Raw genomic sequence first — 22937 nt, forward strand, 5'->3', positions numbered from 1 at the left:
GACAAACGCTGATGTCACCAGCAACAGCGATGTAGATGATGGCGCCGCAGACCAGGAAATGGACTGCACCTGACTGACAGTCAGGCATGCCCCGGTCATCGCATTACTGCTTCCACCCGGCTCAGGATCTCGCGGCACCGGTCTCGTCAGCCAGTGCAGCCTCCACCCGCCCACCGGTATCGGTGCTCAGGAGGCCAGATCATGAGATGCCCTTGCTCCCGGTCGTAAGGAGCCGCCAGTCCCGCGTAGTGGACACCCCCCACAGGTCGCAGGGGCCTTGATCCCTGATAACACTCAGCATTCTTGGCGGGAAGACGTGGGGCGAGGACGGGAGAACGAAAAGTGAGGTGACCGACATGGCATTAGTGGGTAGGCGCGATGGTCGTAATTTCGGTTACGGCAGGCAGTTGAGCTATGCAGGACCGCAGGCGCTGAAAGATATGTTCGGCTGTGGCCACTACGGCACGGTTAAAGCGCACTGTGATCGGTGGCTGGCATTCGTGAAGTGGTGCCACTCCGAACAGGGGCCCGGTATCAATGATGCGCGGCAGATTGATCGGAAGGTGTTGGCCGACTATGCGGCGTATCTACGCGACGTGGTTGGGCGCGGTGACCTCGCCGTCAGTACCGCACAAAACCGGCTATCCAGCGTTAACAGGACCATGGCGGCGCTTCGCGGTGATCAGTACGTGAAGTTACCAAGCCCGAGCAAGGCGTTGGGTATGCAGCGCACCAGGGTTCGCCAGTCAGTGCCGCAAGGGCAGGATCGCGCGCAGGTGCAGCAGATTGTCGATGTGCTTTGTAATCGTGAACAGCTACGCGCGGGGGCGATGATTCAGATGGCACGTGCCACTGGGATGCGGTTGCGCGAAACAATATTGGCTGATTTGCCCAGATTGATCCGTGAGGCTGACAGGCTCGGCAAGATCATTATCCAGGAGGGCACGAAAGGCGGCCGAGGTGGTGCATCTGCCCCACGATGGATTGCAGTGGATCAACATATTCGGGATGCACTGAGGTTTGCGGCAAAGGTGTCGCCGAAAGGTAGCCGTAACATGATCGCGCCAAGCGAGAGCTATGCGAACGTGTTGCAACGAGTAGCCGGGGCATCGCGGGACGTCCTGCATAAAAACGCCCTGAAAGGATTTCATGAGTTGCGCGCGGCGTATGCCTGTGAGCGCTACGAGCAGATTACCCAGCATCCTGCACCGATTAATGGTGGTCATTGCTATGCCATCGATCCGCGCCTCGACCGTGAGGCTCGCATACAGATCAGCTATGAGCTAGGGCATGGCCGGATTGAGGTAGTCGCTGCCTACATCGGGGGACGGGTATGACCAAGGCGTTTGATATGGAGGTGTTCTTGGCTGCCGCGCTGACTGGGTCTCACGCGACGCGGCAGCGACACTTGCGCCAAGCGAAGATTATCCAGGCTGCAATCGTACAGCGATGGCAGCGCGAGTCGCCTTGGGAATGGAAACGGAAGCATCTAGCTTGGTTTCTCAAACATAGCCTGAAACATCGCGGTGAGGGCACACGATATTACTATCTGCTCACTGTTCGACTGATCAGTCGACGCCTAGAAACGTCATGGGTTTTCGATCTTTGAAAAGAAATAGGGCCTCCGCTGCGAGCGGCGGCCAGAATCGGCCAGGAGCCGTCACCGAGATGCGTGGATGAAGCGATTTAAGTTCTGCTCCGAAGGTCAAACTAGCTTTAACTTCGCTAGGAAGGCCAAGCCAATACTGACTGAATGGATACTCGACACGGAATTGAACAGTCGCGACGTAGATTGGACAGCTTGATGGCCTATTGCTACGCTAAATTGGTTCTCTGACATTGGCTGACACACAAGGAATAGTGCTGTGCCTAACGTGGAAAAAGTCAGGACGTTATCAATTCGGCTCCTACGCGAGGAGTTTGATATTGCGGAGGCGTTCAAGGACGAGTATTCGCCCGGTACTGGAAGAGTCCAGCTCAGGCGTAGCGACTGGCCGTTAGTGGAAGGTGGCGAGCTGTTTGTGGGCCAACTATTCACGAGCCGTCCAAGCTGGCTCGGGTTCTTGGAAGAGCAAGCTGGGCCTCAGCCTGAGAACCTGATTGCTAGCGGTGCCGGAGGCGTCCTGTTTTTGCCTACAGATGACCGCATTTTCGCCATCTGCTTCGGGCATATTCATTTTGCTCTTAATGACGAAGCATTCGAACGCCAGTTTGGCCTTAAGGTCACGCTTAACTCAGTGCCGCGTGATGGACTGCGGACGCTGGACCTGGCGACACCAGATGCCGTCACATTCCAGAAGCGAGTGCAGGCTAGCAAAGACAGTGATTTGCAGGACTTTGGAGTAGATGTTCTAAGAGACCTCGCGCGTGTAGCGGGTGGTACTCCCAGTGATGTGTCCTTCGCAAGATTTGCAGCCGGCCGTGACACTCTTTCGATTACGTGCAAACTAACGTCAGAGACTCTGGCGGATAAGTGCGAGCAGGTACTGGCTGTCTATCGAAGCGATACGTACAAGCAGCGATTCCCGTGGATCGACAACATGCAGGTTGTGCGGATAAAGGAGACTCTCGCTACCCTCGACGGCCACTTGTTCGAGGCAATTAACTCATTGCGAGCAGGGGATGAGAGTGAGCTCCATATGGCCCCCCCAGAGATTGTTGACTATGAGGAAGGCTGTCTCCTTCATTACAACGGCTTCGGCAGCAGTGGTACAGATTTTCACAGCCTGTCGATCGAAGACTATGTGGCGGAACTAAATCGCTGTGAGTTCGATGGTACGATTGATGACATCCGCGAGCGCCACTACATCAAAGCCAAGGCCCCAGATGCTGAGGTGTTCAAGGAGCAGTGGCGGGTATACCACTGCTTTACCTTCGAAACCAACCTCAGAGCGGATGATGAGGATCGCAGCTATGTGCTTTTCGCTGGGCACTGGTACAGCGTAGACCGCAATTTCAAACGACAGGTCGAAGCTCGTTTCCAGGCTATCCCTCGGGTAGATATCATAGGGCCGACCGAGTGTCGGAATGAGCGAGAGCTCATTGCAAATCTCGTTGAGCATCGTGAAGACCTACTATGCCTGGATCAGGTAAAAATCAATCCGCTGGGGGTACGCTATGCCAACATCGAACCGTGCGATTTTCTGTCCAGCGATAAACAGTTTATCCATCTGAAGGACGGCCACTCTTCGGGGCCAATAAGCCACCTTTGGTCACAAGGTGTGGTGAGCGCGGAGGCGCTTGTGAGCGATGCAGATTTTCGCAAGAAGCTTCGCAGCGTAGTGCGAGAGCTTCGTAACGAGGCTGTACGCCTCTTGCCTGCAATCAATGGTCGGGTCGTCCGAGCCGACTACACCGTCGTCTATGGCGTAATGCGCAAACCCTACAAGAATGGTGAACTCGATCTGCCTTTTTTCAGCAAGGTGAGTCTTCAGGCAGCCGTGGACCGCATTGATCAGCTCGATATTCCCGTCGCGCTGGAGATCATAGCCAAACCTGCCAACGAGCAAGACGAAGGAGAAGAGTAGAGATAGGGTAGAGCAGCAGGTCTGCAGGGCAAGCACACCGCGACAGATCCGCAATTACTCTCTTCAGATTATTACCTGAAATCAAAGTTTCAAGTTGCTTGCTATAAATTGCCACTTTAAACCCACGGCAAACGTCGGGCCAGTAAAGTTCTCCTCGGCTCAACCACCGCGCTGCAAGCCAGAAACCCACGATTTAAACTAATCAATATTGTCCCGACTCAACAGCAATCTCATCTCTTGCTGCAATAGGCTTAGTTCGAACTGCAATTTCTCTTGTCGCTCCAATAGTGTAGCCATAGACTCTACTCCCTCTACAGCAGGAGGGGCAACATATCTAGAAACCGTCAAATTCCAGTCATTCCCTTCCAAATCCTTAACAGGAACGCAACAAGCAAGACCATTAATATTTTTTCGCTCTGCATACAATCTTGAAACTTTTTCTATCGCATCTTTCCCCAGACGATTCAGGCGTTGACTTCTCGAAAAAAAACTTGATCCATCAATAAATAGTACATCACTGAAGACCGAAGACTTCCTCATTATCAAGATATTCGCCGGTACGGCAGTACCATAAAATGACATTGGAGGAATTGAAATAATGGCATCCACATTATTCTCTAACAGCATCTTCCTTCTGATCTCCCTCTCTACTCCCCCTCTGAATAAAACCCCCATAGGCACAACCATTGCTGCTCGACCATTCTCATTCAAACTGAAAAGGACATTCTGGATAAATGCAAAATCCGCATTAGCTTGAGGAGGCAACCCATAGCGCAGAAAGTCAACGGACCTTTCGCCATCCCAATGACGAAGCGAAAAAGGCGGATTTGCAAGAGCCAAGTCAAACCTTCCGTAAATTTTCTCTTCATAATCCATACGGGCTAGCGCATCACAAACTTCTATACTATCCACACTAACTCCGTGGATATAAGCATTTGCCATTGCTATAAAAGCTGTCTCAGCAGACCTTTCCTGCCCTAAAACATACAGCCAATTCCTTTCCGATGACTCCTTGACTTTATTGATAGCGCCTATCAAAAACTCTCCGGAGCCACATACCGGGTCATATAGCTTTTCTCCACTTTTAGGATCGAGAAGCTGGACCATCAAACTTACTATTCCGTCAGGAGTAAAGAAATACCCTCCCTTATTAGAATTTCGCTCAGCCAACTCTACCAAAAACCACTCAAAAAATGCGTCCAACCCACCTTCGTGATTACACTCATCAAAAGAAAAACACCTAAACTCATCCCAGAGCCTAACCAACTCACTCCTCTCCGACATATCAGAGCTGAGGACAGGATGTATTTCACCCCAAATATTTAGAATGGAGTCTGAGAAAAACGAACTTGATTTACTCTCAACTATCCGCGCAATAACCGATGCCAACGACTCCACATCGCTCAACTCATCCATATCTGAGTCTTTAACCAAGCCCTCTTTCGCTTGAATACTCCGTTCCTCATCAAGCGCTTTTTTGCAGACCATAAAGAGCAGCAAAACCTTTACTGCATCCAGATCCGTTCCGCTCAAGCGCATACGCTCAATACTTTCCAGCACAAACGCTTTCAAACCAAAAAACGAAATACCCATACCTATCAGTCTCCACCCAATATTTCGTGCGCAGCACTTGCCACCATATTCTCTCCATTAAAAATCAACTTACGCAACGTATCCCTCTGCGCACACCAATTATGATAAATATCAACGATTTGCTTTTGCCTTTTCGGGCTTGGAACTGGCACCGATATTTCAAGTAAATTCTTAACACTTATATTGGGTATGCTTGCGGAGGTTCGTATGGACTCAAGTAAAACACTACCCTTAGCTGAATTAAAAAACCAATGGAGGTAATCCAAACTCACCCCTCCATCCAGCCTCGGGCGAATTATGGCGACTTGGTTTGTTGTGGTGACATTACCGCTCTCCCCTCTAAACACCATGGCTTCAGTTCGCATACCTCTCAGCGGCAATAGCAAATCTCCGACCAGGAGCTTAACCTTCAATTTAGAGGGCTCGATATCAGCATAAGGGAGGGAATTTATATCATTCATTTCCCCCTCCCGGACGTCCTTTATCTGAATCAACCTAACGCCGCTTTCGGGGCTGTCTGTCTCCGCCCGCTCCCGAAAAGTCTGACCTAATGAGACATCAGCGATGTGAGAGAGTATTTTTTTCGCCACCATTGATTAACTTCCCATGTTCAAATTTTTTTATATCTACTTGCAGGTTTCTAATTTCACTGCCATCAGAATGTACCTGCCACGAACGATTGAAGCCGACCTCGATATTGGGGCTGAGAGCAAGGTAGACCACAAGGGAAAGATACGTCGGGGGTGCTAATTTCAATCGTTTTCGTTTCATTCTATCTCCTTGCGTGTCTGCCAATAGTCAATTCGATCCGTTGCAATCGCAGAATGCAATCATACTGCAGTCGACTTGGAGGCCATGCTAAGGGAATGCCAGTGAGCCGTCAATGCAGTATTGATGCATTCTGCATTTTTGTACGCAAAAAGGTCAGCATGAAGAGACAAGCCTTACGAGATGAAATGCACCCTACCTAATCCAGAGGGGCGTCCAGCGATTCGACAGCAAATAGCTTTCAAAGCCGCTTGCCCCTCAAGGTTGAGGACTAGCCGATCTCTACTTACTCGGCCTCGCTAGGTCAAAGAGCTCTGCCCCAGGATCTTTCTTTAACAGCTCGTACACCACCGTCAGGAACACCTCGCGTGTCGATTCATCGCTGAGCAGCTTGGTCGCCATACTAGTGTGGCTGCTCATGGCGGCAGCGATGGCAGAGATGGCTTTTGAAGGCAGGTCCGCCTTCATGGTCTGTTCCATCGTGTTGTTCTGCACTTGGGCCATCACCACGCGGTCAGCGCGCAGCTTCTCGGAAACGTGCACCGCGAAGGCCACCTGGTCAGTGTCGGTAATGTCCTTGCCGAAGGAGTTGTTGAGCTTCTCAATCAGCTCGGCAAGGTATTTTTTCTCGCGGTCGCGGGCGTCGCGCAGGCCGTTATCGGTCATACCATAGAGACCAGGTGTTTCACCCAGCACGGCGACGCCACTGAGGTTGCTGCCCTTCTTGATCTTGTAGTGGCTGAGCTTGAGGTCACCCAGATCCACCTGTTCGGCAGTGATGCCTTTGAGCCGTTTACGCAGCAGACGTGCATAGCTGGCAAAGGCCTCCAGGCTGGGGTCGCCGAAGTCGATCAACTGGGCGATGTACTCATAGCTGCGAACGAATTTGGTCAGGCTCTCGCTGAAGATCATCAGCTCGTCCCGCGCCTTGCAGTACTCCGCACGCTGCACGTCGGCGTACTCCATGTCATTGTCGCAGCCCTCGTCATGGGCCTTCTCCCAGGCTTTTTCCCACTGGTCGATGGCATCGTTGAGCGTCTTCAACTTTCCGTTGAAGCGGTCGGTGGCTGACTGAGTAAGCGAGAACAGCTTCTGGTGCGTCACCTTCGGATCGACGATGGCATCACCGAAAGCCTCCACCTCAGCCTGCTCATAGATGAACATGCCATCCAAGCGCTGCTTGATGTCATAGACGATGTTCGGATCCTGGATGTCCGCCACCTGGGCATCACGATAGAAGGTCTTGAATGACGCTAGTATCTCGTCGGCCTTGTTAGCGAAGTCGATGACGAACGTCTTGTCCTTCCCGGGGAAGGTACGGTTCAGACGCGAGAGGGTCTGCACGGCCTCCACACCGGATATTTTTTTGTCCAGGTACATGGCAACCAGCTTGGGCTGGTCGAAGCCGGTCTGGTACTTGTTGGCGACGATCATCACCCGGTAGTCCAGAGTGTCGAACACCTTGCGCATATCGCGGCCATGCAGGCCGGGGTTCAGGTTGGTTTCACTGAATTGGTGATCCTTGGGCAGGCTGGCCGCTTCCACATCCGTATTAGGCACCTCACCTGAGAAGGCCACCATCGCCAGCACGTTGTCATAGCCCTTGCGCTTGCAGTAGTCCTCCAGCGCCAGGTGGTACTTCACCGCTGCAGCACGCGAGCTGGTCACCACCATGGCCTTGGCCTGGCCACCGAGCAGGTGCGCGACGTTCTTGCGGAAGTGCTCGACGATCAGCTCGACCTTCTGTCCCACATTCACCGGGTTTAGCGACAGCCATTTGGCCAGTTTGCGCCCGGCGCTCTTCTCGTCCACGCGCTTGTCATCGACCATCTCGCTGCCAATTTTGAACGCCACCTCGTAGCTGGTGTAGTTCTTCAGCACATCGAGGATGAAGCCTTCGTCGATCGCCTGCTGCATGGTGTAGAGGTGGAACGGTGCCGGCGGGTTGTCGGTGCTGACGGGCTGCGCCGGATTGCGCGGGCGGCCGAACAGGCTCAGCGTCGAATGCTTGGGCGTGGCGGTGAAGGCGAAGTAGCTGGCATTGCCTGGGCGCGAGCGCGAGCTCTGCCACACGGACAACCGCTCCGCCTTGGAGAGTTTTTCCCACTCCGCCTCGCTCTGCCCGGTCAGTACATAGCGTAGGTCATCCGCCGTGCTGCCCCCGGTGGAGCTGTGCGCCTCGTCGATGATGATAGCGAAACGCCGATCGCGCAGGCTCTGCTCGCCGAGGATGGCCTTCTGCGCATAGGGGAACGTCTGTAGGGTACAGACGATAATCGGCACACCATCGAGCATGGCCTTGGCCAACTGCTGGCTCTTGGGCAGATTCGACTGTTGGCGGTCTATGGCGCATACCACGCCGGCCTGGTGCTCGATCTGCTGGATGGCATCCTGCAACTGCTGGTCCAGCACTTGGCGGTCGGTCACCACTATCACACTGTGGAAATACGGCTCACCATCCGGACGGCGCACACGAATCAGCGAATGCGCGGTCCAGGCGATGGTATTGGTCTTGCCCGAGCCGGCGCTGTGCTGGATCAGGTACGGTTGCCCTGCCCCTTCTACCCGCACCGCGTCGATCATCCTGGTCACGCCTTCCCACTGATGGAAGCGCGGGAAGATCAGGCCCTCCTTGAAGTAGGTTTTGCCGTTGACGTCCTGGGCCTCCTTACGCTCCTGCAGCACGAAGCGGTGGAAGATGTGCAGCCAGTTGTCCTTTTGCAGCACCCGCTCCCAGAAGTAGCTCACCGGGTAGCTACCGTTGTCACCCGGTGGGTTGCCGGCGGCGCCATCGTTGCCCCGGTTGAATGGCAGGAAGAAGGTCGAGTCGCCGGCCAGCTTGGAGGTCATGCGTATGTCGCTATCGCTCATGGCGAAATGCACCACCGCGCCACGCTTGAAAGTGAGCAGCGGCTCCAGGCCACCGCTCTTGCGCTCAGGTCGGCGGTCCATGCAGTACTGCTGCATGGCGGCGTCAACTGACTGGGTGAAGTCGGTCTTCAACTCCACCGTGGCAACCGGAATGCCGTTGATGAAGAATGCCAGATCGATCTCGTCGGCTTTGTCCAACGAGTAACGCAGTTGCGGCACTACACGCAGACGGTTCGCCGCATAGCGGACAGTCACCGTGTCGTTGCGCTCATCTTCGGGCAGCGTCTGGCTCATGGCTAAGGTTCCGCCGCCGGCCACGGCAAAGCCGTAACGCAGCACATTCACGGTGCCGCCTTCGACCTTGTTCTCCAGTTGCCTGACCAGTCGGTCCAGCACCAAATCGCGCGCGCCTACACCATTCATTGCTAGGATCTTAGCCATAGCCTGCGGCTGACTGTCCTCCAGCCAACCCAGCACATCGTCAGGGACTAGCGCCCGCCCTTGGTCATAGTCTGCAGACTTACCCACCAGCCAGCCGGCAGTTTCAAGCTGCTCGACGATATGGCGTTCCAATTCACACTCGTGGTGGATATGACTCATCGTTTCGTCCTTCAACGTCGCGGCCTTCCCTGGGAACGGCCCATCAAATAATGCTTATCGAGCGAAGCCTGTGATACAGCTGTGGCACACCCACTCGCCGCCGTCGTAGATGCCGCTAATCATGCCGGCACGCTGATAGCACGCCGTTCTTGCTCCACGTAGAGGAACAGCAGGTCTAAGCATCCTGTCCTTGGGCAAGATGGGAAGTATCGCGCAGCGGAAGGTCAATCGTGCCGATGTTCCCGCAGCTCAGGTTCAACCGCTGCGGCTGCTCGATCTTATTCACTAAGCAACTCATTATCGGGCTTTATTCCAATATCACTCAGTTGGCGGTCCTGCCAGGCGGCATAAGTTTCGCCACTACCCTCGACCAACCAAGAGGTTCGACCACTGGCTGCACGACCATACACAACTGCTGCTGCGGCACTTGGGCTGCTGAAGGCATAGTCGTCCTTGAACATTAGGTACTCACTTCCGTCACTGATCATGACACCGTCACTCACTAACTGCTGGTAAAGGTTACGATAGTTGTGATCCGCCGTTCCTACCCACTGAGCTCGAGCTCGGGACCCTTTCAATACAAAGAAATCACCATCAACCTCTTGCGCTTGCGCGCGCTCCTTGCTCTTTGGGAGTTGTAATGCAAAACGTGGGGACTGACTAATCGGTTGCTCGACTGGTGCCGTAACAAGCTTGGAGGGTTTGATCAGCTCGCGCAGAAATTCGAAGCCCAGCACAGGAAGCACGATGCGGATCTGTTCGAGAAAAAACGCCATGTCAGCACGATCCGACTCAGGCAAGTTGGTGTAGCTATGCGCTGTGCCATTGCCTACTACACAACGACCAGCTTGACTGGCGATCTGGATAAGTTGGCTCTCCAAGTATTTAGCATGAGCCTTGGTCAGGTTCTGGTCCTTGCTGGTAATCAGACACACACGCTCCCAGAAGTCCTTGCCACCCTGCTCTTGCGGACGGTTATGTTGCTTCAGACGCTGGGCCACATCATCAGACTCCCCGATATACACCCGCGTACGCAGGCTGTCGTCCGGGTCGGGGCCGACAAGAAAGTACACGCCGGTGCGTGCGCATTCGGGACGCTGCACCAGCTCGGCCAATTTGGAGCGTGGGCCCGTCAGCACATGGCCGGTCCAGTTCATTATCTCGGCGGTGAGCAGGCCGTTGGGCGTGCCATCCACCAGAAATAGACGCAGGCTGCGGCCCTGGCTCATACGGTCTCCCTCAGGTCGATCTGGCCTGTGACAGCCGCGGTGATTAGGGCTGAGCGGCGCTCTTTCAGCAGTTTGATGCTACGCTCGGTTTTTTCACGCAGATGTTCTATCCGCGTCGTAGCTGCCAAGACCCGGCTGATGATTTCAACCTGTTCATCCGCGTCGGGAACTGCGACAAGCAAGTCCAGAATGACAGACTGGGCAATATTGACCATGGATGAGCTAGCCCCAGTGGCCTCAATCTCCACGGCTCTGCGCCCATACACAGTGACTAACGCGGCAAGAAAGTCCGGCGTTACACGTTCACCGCATCCAACCCGGTAGAGCTTGTCGCACAGCATAAGGTACGGGTAGTCATGAGGAACGACAGCACAACTGCCGACTAGCTCCCGAGTGTTAGCGCGTGAGATCAAAACATCGCCTGCCCTCAGGCTGAGCTCTGGCCGTGGCTCCATTTGGGTAGGTAGCGCTTTGCTTTCTTCGGGGCGGAATACGCCGCCATTCACACAACCTACCTTCACAACGCCCCATTCCCCCTCTTCTGGAATACGAGCTTCGCACTCGGGACTCCACCCTTGGCCAATACTGCTTATCAGCCGTTTGAGGGGGAGCATTTTCCAATGCTCGGGCACCTCTCCCAGCCACTCAACACCTGAGTCTTTCATCCTAACGTTGGGGTCGAGGCCCTTGGTGACGGCATGGGTGATCAGGGCTTGGCGCTTTTCGGACAGCAGTTCGATAAAGCGGGTTTTCTTTTCAATCAGCGCATCGATGCGGACGGTTTCGTGGTCAAGGTGAGTAATTATTGCCGCTTGCTCCGATAGCTCCTGGGGGCACGGAATTAATAGGTTACGGATCTTATCGCCGCTTATGTTTGGCTGACCTGCACCAGTAGCCAGACCTACTAGCTCAGTCCGAAATCCCTCAAACCAATTACGCAGGAAGGAAGTCAGCACACTCTCACTAGGGTGAATGGCGAAGCATGCCTGATTCAAGGTGGCCTCAACCCCTAGTACACCAAGCCGTCCAACTGTCGCGCCATACATAGCGATCACCAGCGAGCCTGCCGGATGGAGCTTCAGCGCCGAGTTGTTTTTGAGCGCATCATGAGTGACGCGTTTCTCGGTAGTAAACACGGCGTTCTCCCTGAGCTCTCCGGTTGTAACCCAAGGGAGTCCCTCAGTAGAGTACTCATTCTCACTAGAAGGCGTAGTGCCACTACCGTAGCCTGAAATCCAATAAAGAAGCTTCTTCGTGACCCAATGATCCGGCACCCGCCCCAACCACTCCACCCCGGAGTCCTTATAAGCCGGATAAGGCTTGTAATGGCTCATGCTGTTACCTCCCCCAACAACGCGGCGATCTCGGCCTCTACGGCCTTGAGGTCAGCATCGATCTCGGCCAACGCACGCGGCGGCTGGTAGACGTAGAAGTAACGGTTGAAGTTGATCTCGTAGCCGACGATGCCGACCTGGCCGTCCTTCGCATCCGTCTTGCCGGTATCGATCCAGGCATCCGGCACATGGGGCAGCACTTCGCGGGCGAAGTAGCCGGCGATGCTCTGGCTGAGCGGTACGTTTTCAAACTCGCGCAGGTCGGAGTCGGCCTGCAGATTGCCCTTGTCGTCCAGCACCGGCTGAGCATTGGCGTCGCGCTCACCGAAGCAGGCCAATGCGGCTTTCAACGCGCCCTTGCCGAGCTTCTTGATACCGGCGGCCTGGAGAAAGGCCGCCAGGCTGTCGAATTCACCCTGCACGCCGGCAAAGGCTTCATTCTTATCAGCGCCCTTGGTGCTCTGATAGGCGGCGAGCTTGTCCGGGGTGGCCGAGAAGCGCAGGCGCAGTGGGCGCTCGACGGTGATGCGGCGGTAGCCAAAGTCCGTGTTGGCGAAGATCTTCGAATTCGGGCCCTCCTCAAACGCGTCGTGAAGCTTGGCGACTTCGGCGATCTGCTTGTCCGACAGGTATTTTCGCTTGCTGCCCAGGCTCTTGCGCATCGGCGCGTGCATGGCAGTGGCGTCAATCAACTGCACTTTGCCCTTGCGGAGGGCGTCCTTGTGGTTGGACAACACCCAGATATATGTGCCAATACCGGTGTTGTAGAACAGATCTGTCGGCAGGGCGATGATTGCCTCCAGCCAGTCGTTCTCCAGAATCCAGCGGCGAATCTCCGACTCGCCCGAACCAGCGCCACCGTTGAACAGCGGCGAGCCGGACAGCACGATGCCGATGCGGCTGCCGCCCAACTCAAGCGGTTTGCGCTTGGACAGCAGGTGCATGAGGAACAGCAGCGAACCATCACCCACGCGCGGCAGGCCGGCGCCGAAGCGGCCGGCGAAACCTTGCTGGCTGTGCTCGGCCTGCACCTGCTTCTGGACGTTCTCCCACTTCACGCCGAACGGCGGGTTGGCCAGGCAGTAGTCGAACTGCTCATGGCGCAGGTGATCGTCGGATAGGGTGTTGCCGAGCTTGATGTTACGGGTGTCGTAGCCCTGGATCAGCTTGTCCGCCACAGAGATGGCGTAGGTTTCCGGGTTTAGCTCCTGGGCGTAGGGCACCAGGCGGGCATTGGGGTTCCACTCGTAGACCTGCTCGATGGCCGAAGACAGAAAGCCGCCCGTGCCGGCGGCGCAGTCGTAAACGGTGCGCACCACACCATCGCCGTTGAGTGCCTGATGATCCGGCGCAAACACCAGGGTGGTGGCCAGGCGCACCACATCGCGCGGGGTAAAGTACTGCCCGGCATCATCGTTGGATGACTCGGCAAACTTGCGGATCAGGTGCTCGAAGACTAGCCCCATTTCGTGATTGCTAATCTTGTCCGGGTGCAAATCGACTGCTGCAAACTTCTGCGTAACCAGGTACAGCAGGTTTGCTTTCTCCAGCTTCTCCAGCCACCGGTCAAAGGCGAAATGCTCGAACACCTGGCGGGCGTTGGCGGAGAACTTGGCGATGTAGTCTTCCAGGTTGGCGCGGGTGCTGGTGGAGCCCACGCTGTCCAGGGAAAACTGCGAGACGTTGTAGAAGGTTGCGCCAGCCGTCGTCGGCAAGATCAGGTCCATGTCCACGCCACTGGCCTTCATCGCCTCATACTGGCTGCGTACCTTGCCGCGGGTGGGTTCCAACACACATTCCAGACGACGCAGCACGGTGAACGGAAGGATGATGCGGCCGTACTCGGAGGGCTTGAAGGCTCCCAGAAGCAGATCTGCGATATTCCAGATGAAGGGGGCCAGGGTCTGCTGGTTCACGCGCACGTTCCTTACACAGAAGCAGGGAGGGCGTGCTCGCCGCATCCCTGTGAGGTATATGTGATCAATGCCACACCTTAACCGGTTGGATAGCTTCGAGCCAGTATCGAAATACGGCTAAGGTGCTGATTTCATTCATCTCGGCCAGGAAACGCTCACGGCACGTTTGCTTACGCTTACAGACGTACTCCAAATCTGAAAAGCTCACCCGACTCACCGGGTGGCTACTATTGAGAGTTAATGGAGGGCAACTCGGCACCTACCGTCCTCTCGCGTCATCAACGCGATCCTTGCGTTATTCCAAACGGTATTCCAAGTACATCTTCAAACAAAAAATACCCTTCTAAATCAGTTTACTGGGTAATCAATTCAGCTCACCCCGGCCCACCAAACCCAAAAAAGAAGACGTCCTTGGACGTCTTTTTTTGTGCCTGGACTTTGATGTGTTGGACACCGCGCCGGCGCAAGCCAAGGCGTCACAATCCCTTTCTAAAGTGCACCAACGAATCCACATATCGTTGAGCTTTTGCCTGATTATCCACCAGCACATTGTTCAAAACAGAACCCGCCTGACTGCGGGTGATGACTACCCACCGTCCTCGTTTGGAGTAGAGCTTCACGTCGCCAATTGAGTTGAAATAAATTCGCGTGACTAGCGATTTCGAATTGGTTCTCGACGTGCCCGCAGCGAAAGCGCCATTGCCCAACGGCATCGCACTCGCGAATCCATTGGTCTCGGAAACTACGCCGTTGCCGTAAGCGATGTATTCCGAGGTAATGATGACCTGCTCGGGTCTGGTCTTTTGGGGCTGCTCCATGAGCACCTGCTCAATCACAGACTTTGCCTGCTCGTCGTTGATCGGGGCTGCGGCATACTCCACCACTTTCGAAGCGCAGCCTCCCAACAGCAGGGCAATGAGGACACAAAGCGTCTTACGCACGATGACTCCTTGTAAGTATCGACTTCGAATTGGTGTTACACGGTTACTCGATCTTGGCACGCAGGTCAGGCGCCAACCCAGCATTCGTTTCGGTGCGGATCGAGAAATCAGATCGCCACTCCGATCGGAACAGCGCTTGTACTCATCTTGTTCACTTCCGGCCGGTAAGGCGCGCGAGATGGGCAGGAAGACACTCAAAACACGTGGGTCAGCATTAAGGAAGTGATGGCGCTCACACCGGCCCCTTCCCGGCTAAAGCCGGTCCCACTGAGAGCGGTGACCTATCGCGAATGCTCGTTACCCTAAAACACCGCACTGCCGTAGACCACCGCCATATCCATAAAAAAAGCCCCGCTCGAATCAGCAGGGCTTTTAGGTTCAGCGCGAGTCGATCAAACCCCGCCCTTCCCCGGCAACGGCTCATCATTCCCACGGCGAGTGGTTGGCTCTTCAGTCACCGGATCGTTCTCAGTACGCGCGGGCTCAGTAGGGTCAACCTGCGGATCGGAGACATCGGGTGATTCTTCATTAAACCCAAGATCCTTATCCGGATCCGTCTGCGCGCTGGTCCCTGTAAGCGAAGTGTCATTAGCCATGAATTCGATCTCCTCGTTTACGTGCGAGTTATCCGCACCATGACCATCAGAAGCCCGCGAGCGCTCCAAGTGCCGCGGATTAGACGGGCGGTTTCGTCAACGGCGCCTCACGTCGAACGCGAATCTCACTGCTCCCTCTTTCTTTTGCTGATGCCAGAAGCCACAGAGGTAGCAAGCCTGCGACAAATGAACGCCCCTCTCAACCCGGACCTGCGTTGTGACAACGATTACAACGGCGTAGAATCCGCAACATCTCGTCGCATCTCCCCATACTCATAATATTCAGCTGACCGCATGCACCGCCCAGGCCTACGCCTCGAGCGGTCTTCCTGCTTGTCGGCGTTTTTGTTGGGGACGCGGCCAACCGAATTTTTCAGGAGGGCATTCGTTTTAATGAATACCACTAACGCACACACCGGAAGTTGGCTGAGCGTCATCGCGCTGGCCCTGGCAGCCTTCATCTTCAACACCACCGAATTCGTGCCGGTGGGTTTGTTGAGCGCCATCGGCCACAGCTTCGACATGACCACCGCACAGGTCGGCCTGATGCTGACGGTGTACGCGTGGATCGTCTCGCTGACCTCGCTGCCGATGATGCTGCTGACCCGCAACATCGAGCGCCGCAAGTTGCTGTTGTTTGTGTTTCTAACATTCATCGCCGCTCATGTGATGTCGAGCCTGTCATCGAGCTTCGGCATGCTGTTGGTCAGTCGCGTCGGTATTGCGGTGGCCCACGCCGTGTTCTGGTCGGTCACGGCATCGCTGGCGGTACGCGTTGCACCGGAAGGCAAGCAGGTTCAAGCCCTCGGCCTGCTGGCCACCGGTACCGCGCTGGCGATGGTGCTTGGCATTCCGCTGGGGCGTGTACTGGGCGAAGCGCTGGGCTGGCGCGCAACATTCCTGGCGATTGCCGTGGCCTCAGGCCTGACCGTGCTGGTGCTGATGAAGTCGTTGCCGCTGCTGCCAAGCCAGAACTCGGGCTCGCTGCAAAGCCTGCCGATGCTGTTCAAGCGCCCGGCATTGATGTCGCTCTATCTGTTAACGGCTTTGGTGGTCACCGCGCAGTTCACGGCCTATAGCTACATCGAACCGTTCGCACAGCTCGTGGCGAAGATGACCGGCGACATGACCACCGTCATCCTCTTGCTGTTCGGGGGCGCCGGCATCGTCGGTTCGGTGATCTTCAGCCGCTACAACAACCGTTACCCGCGCGGCCTGCTGATCACCGCGATCGGCGCGCTGGCGGCCTGTCTGATTCTGTTGCTCCCGCTGTCCGGCAACTCATCGTCGATGGGTGTGCTGAGCGTGGTCTGGGGCATGGCAATCATGTGCTTTGGTCTGGTGATGCAGTCCAAGGTGCTGGCGATGGCGCCGGACGCTACGGATGTGGCAATGGCGCTGCACTCAGGCATCTACAACATCGGCATCGGCGGCGGCGCGCTGCTCGGCAGTGTGGTGATCAGCCAGCTCGGCGTGGCCAATATCGGTCTGGTCGGCGGGATGGTAGCAATCAGCGGCTTGCTGCTGGCGTGCCTGGCGACCCATCGCTATGGCGAAACCATTCGGGCATAAAGGCGAAACGCCGAACGCAGTCTGGAAGGGGGGAGCGACCGTAATGTCGCTCAAGCCTCCTCGCAGACAGTTGCGTACCCGCTAGACAGCCAGCGTCTGAAAGGCCGTATTCGTGGGCAAACTCACTCCTCCATGAACTGCGTTCGCCGCGCCACAGCGACCGATCCATCATTCCCATCGATAACCAACATTCCCGCGAATGCCTTCCGCTCAAAACTGATGGGCGTACCATCGCCCTCACACCCAAACACGACCGAGGGCAGGAAAATGATCGTTCATCTCCTTACTTGCTTGACGCTCGCAGCGCTCACCAGCTACGTCGTCGCCCTCAAACTCTTCGATCTGGGATCGGTCTTGATGACCGCAGACGAAGAGGACAGTCGTGTTGTGGCACCGGCCAACTAAGGCCAAGTAGCTGACACTTATCAGCACCTTTCACGCTTTAAACTTGCTGTTAAATGCGGAGCAATCGACATGACCCGAGACGTCACTTTGCACGTTAGCTTTCCCACATTCGGAAAGAACTATTACTCACAACATGTCATCGCCCGCAAGAGTAGCCACGGTCTCGTTGAGGACAATCGCTTCGGCGGCTTCATGATGCCGTCGGCGGAAAACCACTTCAGCAACGAGGTGGTAGGTTTCAACGATCAGTTCCGGTTTTTGACTGACGTATTGGCCATGCACTTGCTGGAAGTTGAAGAGGCCCGACCTGCACGCCGAGCTCGACAGTCAGCTCAGTCGCGCAGCGTGTAACGCAGTATTGAACAATGCCATCCATGCAGCCAGGTAACCCCGACTTTGGCGACATGGGTGGCTTTTCTTTTGCCGCATTTGCCCCCTGTCTCCGGCGTCGTGAATCTGGCTCTGTTCACGTTTGCCTTCGTTGGCCAATGCATTGAGAATCCCGAACACTTTTTTCCCTTTAAAATTTGCCGATCGTGAAAAACCTCTTACGCAGTTTCATCCCCCATTCGTCTAACACTCATCCTGCCGAGTGGTGGCGCGCCGCAATTGGCGCGTGCCTGGGCATCTTCGTCAGCGCTGTGTTCTGCCGCGAGTTGTACGGCATAGACATCACGCTGCACCTGCTGGGTCCGGTGGGTGCATCGGCGGTGCTGCTGTTTGCGGTGTCGACCGGCGCGCTCGCTCAGCCGTGGTCGATCCTCGGCAGTTACCTGATCGCCGCACTGGTAGCGCTGTTGTCGATCAGGCTGCTTGGCAACACCATTAACGCCGCCAGCCTGGCGGTCTGCTCGTCCATTCTGCTGATGTGCGTGTTCCGCTGCCTGCACCCGCCCGCTGCCGCGGTGGCGATCTGCATCGTCACGTCGAAGAACGAGCTGTCGCCCTTGGGCCTGCACGTGCTTGGCCCGGTGATGCTCAACGCGGTATGCCTGCTGGCCGGCGCGCTCATCTACAACAACCTGACCAAGGTGCGTTACCCCAAGGCGCAGGCCAGGGAGCTGCCAGCGCCCGAGCAAGTGCCGCTCAACAGCGGCGGTTTCAATGCTGAAGATCTGGACAAAGCGCTAGAAGAAATGGGCGAGTTCGTCGATGTCTCTCGCGAGGACCTCGAGGAGATTCTGCACAAGACCGAAGAACACGCGCTGCGGCGCAACCGTTCCGATATCGACGCCGCTCGGCTTGTGTCGCGCAGCACGCAAAGCCTGTCTCTTGAGCACTCGATGGCTGACGCAATGAAGATGCTGGCCAGGAATGACAGCAAATACCTGCCGGTGCTGGACGAGGACAAGAAAGTGGTGGGCATCATCACGCTGGTCAAGTGACAGCTCGCGCCAAGCACCCACTGGCGGAAATCCGGAATCTGAGGTCTGATGCGCAAAGCTCGTACAGATAACGAGCCACATCCCTACTTCTGCGGAAACCCACATGAAACACGCCCTGCTCGCCGGCTTGCTCCTGACTGCATGTGCCCTGCCCTTCGTGGCCAATGCCAACGACGACAACAATCAGTGCCAGATGAACCTGAGCAAGGTTCGTGACGCAAAAGTCGCCAATCCCAACCTCAGCGACGCGGTCAAAAGCGATATCGACACGACCGTGCACCGCGCCGAAGCGGCCTTGGCGCGGCACAACGATGACGGTGGGCGTGAGTGTGTGGCGCTGACGCAGCAGGCGCTGCAAAAGGCCCAGAGTAACTGAGCCGGAGGTGCGCCGGACGGCTCACGTCCCTCAGCACTGTAGCTATTTCAGCACCAGCATCCGATAAACCCCCGCTTCGTTTTCAATCCCATGGGTGTCGTGAGTGAAGCCGGGGAACGACCGATCGAAGCTTTCCAGCGCCCGAAGATAGGCCAGCAACGGCCCGTCCGCAGGCCCTGCGTTTTCCCCGGGCATCAACAGCGGAATACCCGGCGGATACGGCACAATGCCCGTCGCGGCAATGCGCCCCGCGGCCTCTTCCAGGGTGACCTGCTCCACTTCGTTTTTGACCAGCTTCTCGTACGCCTCCACCGGGCTGAATTCCGCTTTGGGCAACGTGCCAAACGCCTTCGACATGGCCGCCGTGGTCTTGGTCTCTTTCATCGCGGCGAAGATGTCTTCCGCCAGATCCTTCAACCCCATCCCGGCATAGCGCTGCTGATTCGCGCTGAGCAAATCGGGCAGGCAAAGCTCCAGCTCAAGGTTGGTGTCGTAGTCGCGTTTGAAGTCCAGCAACGCGTTGACCAACGTGCCCCACTTGCCCTTGGTGATGCCGATGGAAAACAGGAAAAGGATGGTGAAGTCCGTGGTTTTCTCGACGATGATTCCCTGATGCCCCAGATAAGCACTGAGCACACAGGCCGGAATGCCGAATTCCAGGAGGTTGCCGTCGTCGCCCATGCCCGGGCTGAGGATGGACACCTTGATCGGGTCGAGCATGCAGTAGCCGTCTTCGATGTCGCCGAAGCCGTGCCACACCTCGTTGGGGTGCAAGACCCAGCAATTCGGATCGGTCTTGAGCCGGACGGGATCGACCTCGTGAAACGGAATCGCCGTCGCCCCGACCTGCACTGAAGGCGGCTGCCAGCAGGAGAAAAACCAGTCGTCGCGGCTCTGCATGTCAGTCTGCATGCGGGAGATAACCTGCCGGAACGCCACCGCTTCTTCGATAGATTCGTTGGTCAGAATTTGGCCACTGGGCGCTTCCATCATTGCCGAGCTGACATCGCACGACGCCATGATCGCGTAATTGGGCGAGGTCGACGCGTGCATCATGTAGGACTCGTTGAACCGCCCGTGGGGAATCGGGTTGCGGCCGTTACGGACATGAATCATCGAGGCCTGGGACAGCGCCGCAAGCAACTTGTGGGTCGACTGCGTGGCGAACACGGTGGGCTTGGACGGATCGTGATCGTCCGGGCTGCCGTGCATGGCGAAGCGGTCTTTGTACAGCGGATTGAACCGGGCATAGCCGTACCAGGCTTCGTCAAAATGCAGCCGGTCAACACTCTGCCCCAGCAGCTCTTCGACGCGGGTGACGTTATAGGTCAGGCCGTCGTACGTGGAGTTGGTGATGATTGCATGCACGGGCGTCGGGTCGATGTCGCTTTTGACCAGCGGGTTGCTGGCGATGGCGGCTTTGACGCTCTCGGCGCTCAACGTCTGCGGCAGGATCGGGCCGATGATGCCGAAGCGGTTGCGGGTGGGCACCAGGTAGGTCGGGATCGCGCCGGACAGCGTCATCGCGTGCTCGGCGGACTTGTGACAGTTGCGGTCGCACAGGGCGATCTGGTCCCGGGTCACGCTGGCCATCAGGATCACCCGGTTGGACATCGATGAACCGTTGGTCACGTAATACGTGCGGTGGGCGCCAAACACCTTCGCCGCATAGCGTTCGCCCTGGCCGATCGGGCCGCTGTGATCGAGCAACGAGCCCAGTTCGCCGACCGAAATCGACAGGTCGGAGCGCAGCAGGTTCTCGCCAAAAAACTCGTAAAACGCGCGGCCTGCGGTGCTTTTCAGAAACGCCGTGCCGCCGGCGTGGCCCGGGGTGTGCCATGAATATTCGTAGCTGCGGGCAAACTTCAGCAGCGCGCCGAACATCGGTGGCAACACCGCCTGACGGTAGCGTTCGATGGCCGCCATGATGCGCCCGCTAAGGAAGCGGCTGGTGTCTTCCGGCAGCCAGATGAAGTCGTCGGCGTGCTGCATGACGATCAACGGCACACTCGACGCGGTGCTGCGATCGCTGATCAGAAACACCGGCACTCGGGTGTTGCGCTCACGCAAGGCGGTGAGCAGATCGATGCATTCATGATGGTCCTGGCTGTCATCCATCTCCCAACTGAGCAACACGCACTGGATCGCCGGATCAGAGCTGAGAATCGACTTCGCATCGCTCAGGCTTTCGGAGGTCAGCACACTGATGGCGCGGTCTTCGACGTCGCTGATCAGCTGGATCAGCGCCCGGCCGAACACGCTGCGTTTGTCGGGCTGGCTGCTGACCAGCAGCGCCAGCATGCCGAGCAAGTGTCTGTTGTCGCTCATGGTCGAGTCTCCAGGGTGGCCAGGTTCAGATTATTGACGGGGATCGGCTCGCCGACGATGTGCTGCGCCGCGACGGTCTGGGTCGGCACGCTATTGTTCAGCGCTTCGAGTTTGATCAGGCGAGTGTTGACGAAGCCGAACAACGTGTAGCCGACGATGGTTGCTACCCCGCCGAGCATCAACGCTTCAGCGCCGGAGCTGTACAGCGCCAGATAGCTGTACGCGGTCGCGATGCCGGCCACGATGTTGGTGATGAGCGCCTTTTGCGGTGGCACGTTGGAGATCTTTTGCAGAGTCATCAACGTTGCCATCGACAGGATGTACGGCACCAAGTTGGTAACCACCGCGAGATTGACCAGTGTGTCGAACTGCTTGGCCAGGTCGGGGCTGATGGTCAACAGCGCCAGTGCGGTCTGGATCGCCAGCAGAATCAGCATGCTGATGATGGGCACCCCGTGCTTGTTGGCCTTGGCGAAGATCGGCAGGAAGTAACCGGTGTCTGCGGAGCTTTTGAATACCTGAGCCACCGTGAACTGCCAGCCCAACAGCGAGCCGACGCAGGCGAGGACCATGAGACCCATGATGATGTCGCCGATCATGGGGTTGAACATCTTGGCGAACACCAGCCCGAAGGGTGCGGTGGAAGAAACCAGTTCCGCGTTATCGACGATGCCCGCAATGACGTTGGTCGACACGATGTAAATCACTGCTGCGCCGAGGGTCCCGCCGAGCACTGCGATGGGCACGTTCTTCTCGGGGTTCTCTACCGCATCGCCGTTGGCGCACGCCGACTCCAGGCCGAGAAACGCCCACAAGGTGATCGCCACCGAAGCGCCCGCGGCTTCGTACCAGGTTTTGTCATGGGGATTCCATCCTGCAGCGTAAGTGCTGCTGTCGAACCAGAACCAGCCGATTGTCGACACCAGCACCACAGGGGCAATAACGCCCCACACGGTCACTGCACCAATCTTGCCGGTAATACTCGCGCCGCCGAAGTTGGCGAACGTGGTAACCCATAACAGAGCAATGGTCGCCAGGCCCACTTCAAGCGAACCCAACTTGATATCGAACAGCGTCTGGATATATCCCACCGCAGTAATGCTGATCGCCACATTGGCGATCAACAACGACAACCCGTAGGTGTAGTTGGTGATGTAGTTACCCGATTTACCGAAGGTGTATTCAGCGTAACCGCCCATGCCACCGGTCTTGCGACTGAGCATGCCGCATCGCGCAAAGGCGTAGGCCAGAGCCAGCGAGCCGGTGGCCGTGATCAACCACGAAAGGATGGAGATGCCGCCAACCTCGGCCAGTTTGGTAGGCAGCAAGACGATGCCGGACCCCAGCATGTTGACCGCAGTCAACATCGTGAGCTGGCCGACGCTCATTTTCTTAGCGACTGACATTCCTTTGCCCTATTTGAAGGAAGTGAGAGGGTTTAGCTATAGCAAAGGGTTCTTGTTAATCAAGAAACAGCCGACCGCTAGTTGCTGGCG

The 22937-nt window shown here is 56.5% G+C and carries 18 protein-coding genes and 1 pseudogene; 7 read left to right on the forward strand and 12 right to left on the reverse strand.

Features of this window, described 5'->3' with window-relative positions; genetic code table 11:
• Window positions 1-356 precede the first annotated feature (356 nt).
• From AC3ISG_RS21130 to AC3ISG_RS21140, 3 genes are all read left to right on the forward strand, one after another.
• The gene (locus AC3ISG_RS21130; RefSeq protein WP_457968296.1) at window positions 357-1337 is read left to right on the forward strand and encodes an integrase domain-containing protein; all 981 of its coding nucleotides are present in this window, start codon (window positions 357-359) and stop codon (window positions 1335-1337) included.
• The gene (locus AC3ISG_RS21135) at window positions 1334-1609 is read left to right on the forward strand and encodes a hypothetical protein (RefSeq protein WP_457968298.1); all 276 of its coding nucleotides are present in this window, start codon (window positions 1334-1336) and stop codon (window positions 1607-1609) included. Before AC3ISG_RS21130 ends, AC3ISG_RS21135 begins: the two co-directional genes overlap by 4 nt.
• A 256-nt stretch (window positions 1610-1865) precedes the next feature.
• Complete coding sequence (locus tag AC3ISG_RS21140) at window positions 1866-3527, forward strand: DUF6119 family protein (protein ID WP_093404882.1); 1662 nt, start codon at window positions 1866-1868, stop codon at window positions 3525-3527.
• A 198-nt stretch (window positions 3528-3725) separates the two neighbouring features.
• Here AC3ISG_RS21140 and AC3ISG_RS21145 read toward each other — a convergent pair whose 3' ends face one another.
• The 10 genes and pseudogenes from AC3ISG_RS21145 to AC3ISG_RS21190 form a co-directional block, all read right to left on the reverse strand.
• Complete coding sequence (locus AC3ISG_RS21145) at window positions 3726-5120, reverse strand: N-6 DNA methylase (protein ID WP_489297881.1); 1395 nt, start codon at window positions 5118-5120, stop codon at window positions 3726-3728.
• A 5-nt stretch (window positions 5121-5125) separates the two neighbouring features.
• Window positions 5126-5581, reverse strand: coding sequence for a restriction endonuclease subunit S (locus AC3ISG_RS21150; protein WP_457968302.1), 456 nt, complete (start codon window positions 5579-5581; stop codon window positions 5126-5128).
• A gap of 97 nt (window positions 5582-5678) precedes the next feature.
• Window positions 5679-5891 (reverse strand): hypothetical protein, encoded by a 213-nt coding sequence (locus AC3ISG_RS21155; protein ID WP_457968303.1) that lies wholly within the window; start codon window positions 5889-5891, stop codon window positions 5679-5681.
• Between the two features lie 279 nt (window positions 5892-6170).
• Window positions 6171-9359, reverse strand: coding sequence for a type I restriction endonuclease subunit R (locus AC3ISG_RS21160; protein ID WP_457968305.1), 3189 nt, complete (start codon window positions 9357-9359; stop codon window positions 6171-6173).
• Between the two features lie 278 nt (window positions 9360-9637).
• Window positions 9638-10588 (reverse strand): GIY-YIG nuclease family protein, encoded by a 951-nt coding sequence (locus AC3ISG_RS21165; protein ID WP_457968307.1) that lies wholly within the window; start codon window positions 10586-10588, stop codon window positions 9638-9640.
• The gene (locus AC3ISG_RS21170) at window positions 10585-11922 is read right to left on the reverse strand and encodes a restriction endonuclease subunit S (protein WP_489297882.1); all 1338 of its coding nucleotides are present in this window, start codon (window positions 11920-11922) and stop codon (window positions 10585-10587) included. Before AC3ISG_RS21170 ends, AC3ISG_RS21165 begins: the two co-directional genes overlap by 4 nt.
• On the reverse strand, window positions 11919-13838 hold the full coding sequence (locus AC3ISG_RS21175) for a type I restriction-modification system subunit M (RefSeq protein WP_457968310.1): 1920 nt from the start codon (window positions 13836-13838) through the stop codon (window positions 11919-11921). Before AC3ISG_RS21175 ends, AC3ISG_RS21170 begins: the two co-directional genes overlap by 4 nt.
• An 82-nt stretch (window positions 13839-13920) precedes the next feature.
• Window positions 13921-14055, reverse strand: a pseudogene (locus AC3ISG_RS21180) (IS5/IS1182 family transposase); the annotation flags it as partial.
• 259 nt (window positions 14056-14314) lie between these two features.
• Window positions 14315-14779 (reverse strand): hypothetical protein, encoded by a 465-nt coding sequence (locus AC3ISG_RS21185; protein WP_122622765.1) that lies wholly within the window; start codon window positions 14777-14779, stop codon window positions 14315-14317.
• Between the two features lie 392 nt (window positions 14780-15171).
• Window positions 15172-15375, reverse strand: a complete 204-nt coding sequence (locus tag AC3ISG_RS21190) for a DUF6021 family protein (protein ID WP_122535404.1) — start codon at window positions 15373-15375, stop codon at window positions 15172-15174.
• A gap of 393 nt (window positions 15376-15768) precedes the next feature.
• On the opposite strand from AC3ISG_RS21190, the gene AC3ISG_RS21195 reads away from it, so the two are divergent.
• The 4 genes from AC3ISG_RS21195 to AC3ISG_RS21210 all read left to right on the forward strand — a co-directional run bounded on the left by AC3ISG_RS21195 (window position 15769) and on the right by AC3ISG_RS21210 (window position 19113).
• Window positions 15769-16947 carry a sugar transporter gene (locus tag AC3ISG_RS21195; protein WP_122622763.1) on the forward strand — a complete coding sequence of 393 codons (1179 nt, stop codon included), beginning with the start codon at window positions 15769-15771 and terminating at the stop codon, window positions 16945-16947.
• Between the two features lie 474 nt (window positions 16948-17421).
• A complete protein-coding gene (locus AC3ISG_RS21200; protein ID WP_489297883.1) occupies window positions 17422-17703 on the forward strand; it encodes a hypothetical protein in 282 nt (93 codons plus the stop codon).
• 185 nt (window positions 17704-17888) lie between these two features.
• Entirely contained in the window at window positions 17889-18737 is an 849-nt protein-coding gene (locus AC3ISG_RS21205) for an HPP family protein (protein WP_489297884.1), read from the forward strand.
• Between the two features lie 103 nt (window positions 18738-18840).
• Window positions 18841-19113, forward strand: a complete 273-nt coding sequence (locus AC3ISG_RS21210) for a hypothetical protein (RefSeq protein WP_272632669.1) — start codon at window positions 18841-18843, stop codon at window positions 19111-19113.
• Window positions 19114-19155: 42 nt separating this feature from the next.
• Here the strand turns inward: AC3ISG_RS21210 and AC3ISG_RS21215 are convergent, their stop codons facing one another.
• Both AC3ISG_RS21215 and potE read right to left on the reverse strand, forming a co-directional pair.
• The gene (locus AC3ISG_RS21215) at window positions 19156-21441 is read right to left on the reverse strand and encodes an Orn/Lys/Arg family decarboxylase (RefSeq protein WP_489297885.1); all 2286 of its coding nucleotides are present in this window, start codon (window positions 21439-21441) and stop codon (window positions 19156-19158) included.
• Window positions 21438-22847: a putrescine-ornithine antiporter gene (gene potE, locus AC3ISG_RS21220; RefSeq protein ID WP_489297886.1), complete on the reverse strand. Its 1410-nt coding sequence runs from the start codon at window positions 22845-22847 to the stop codon at window positions 21438-21440. The genes AC3ISG_RS21215 and potE overlap by 4 nt, the downstream gene beginning before the upstream one ends.
• Between the last annotated feature and the right edge of the window lie 90 nt (window positions 22848-22937).

Source organism: Pseudomonas sp. GL_135 (genome assembly GCF_057834665.1).

What these genes read in the sequence shown, in the direction of transcription:
- AC3ISG_RS21210 (WP_272632669.1), top strand. Translation starts at nt 18,841, where the DNA reads ATGAAACACGCCCTGCTCGCCGGCTTGCTCCTGACTGCATGTGCCCTG.
- potE (WP_489297886.1), bottom strand. Translation starts at nt 22,847, where the DNA reads ATGTCAGTCGCTAAGAAAATGAGCGTCGGCCAGCTCACGATGTTGACT.
- AC3ISG_RS21150 (WP_457968302.1), bottom strand. Translation starts at nt 5,581, where the DNA reads ATGAATGATATAAATTCCCTCCCTTATGCTGATATCGAGCCCTCTAAA.
- AC3ISG_RS21170 (WP_489297882.1), bottom strand. Translation starts at nt 11,922, where the DNA reads ATGAGCCATTACAAGCCTTATCCGGCTTATAAGGACTCCGGGGTGGAG.
- AC3ISG_RS21155 (WP_457968303.1), bottom strand. Translation starts at nt 5,891, where the DNA reads ATGAAACGAAAACGATTGAAATTAGCACCCCCGACGTATCTTTCCCTT.
- AC3ISG_RS21190 (WP_122535404.1), bottom strand. Translation starts at nt 15,375, where the DNA reads ATGGCTAATGACACTTCGCTTACAGGGACCAGCGCGCAGACGGATCCG.
- AC3ISG_RS21145 (WP_489297881.1), bottom strand. Translation starts at nt 5,120, where the DNA reads ATGGGTATTTCGTTTTTTGGTTTGAAAGCGTTTGTGCTGGAAAGTATT.
- AC3ISG_RS21160 (WP_457968305.1), bottom strand. Translation starts at nt 9,359, where the DNA reads ATGAGTCATATCCACCACGAGTGTGAATTGGAACGCCATATCGTCGAG.
- AC3ISG_RS21135 (WP_457968298.1), top strand. Translation starts at nt 1,334, where the DNA reads ATGACCAAGGCGTTTGATATGGAGGTGTTCTTGGCTGCCGCGCTGACT.
- AC3ISG_RS21200 (WP_489297883.1), top strand. Translation starts at nt 17,422, where the DNA reads ATGACCCGAGACGTCACTTTGCACGTTAGCTTTCCCACATTCGGAAAG.
- AC3ISG_RS21195 (WP_122622763.1), top strand. Translation starts at nt 15,769, where the DNA reads ATGAATACCACTAACGCACACACCGGAAGTTGGCTGAGCGTCATCGCG.
- AC3ISG_RS21215 (WP_489297885.1), bottom strand. Translation starts at nt 21,441, where the DNA reads ATGAGCGACAACAGACACTTGCTCGGCATGCTGGCGCTGCTGGTCAGC.
- AC3ISG_RS21130 (WP_457968296.1), top strand. Translation starts at nt 357, where the DNA reads ATGGCATTAGTGGGTAGGCGCGATGGTCGTAATTTCGGTTACGGCAGG.
- AC3ISG_RS21165 (WP_457968307.1), bottom strand. Translation starts at nt 10,588, where the DNA reads ATGAGCCAGGGCCGCAGCCTGCGTCTATTTCTGGTGGATGGCACGCCC.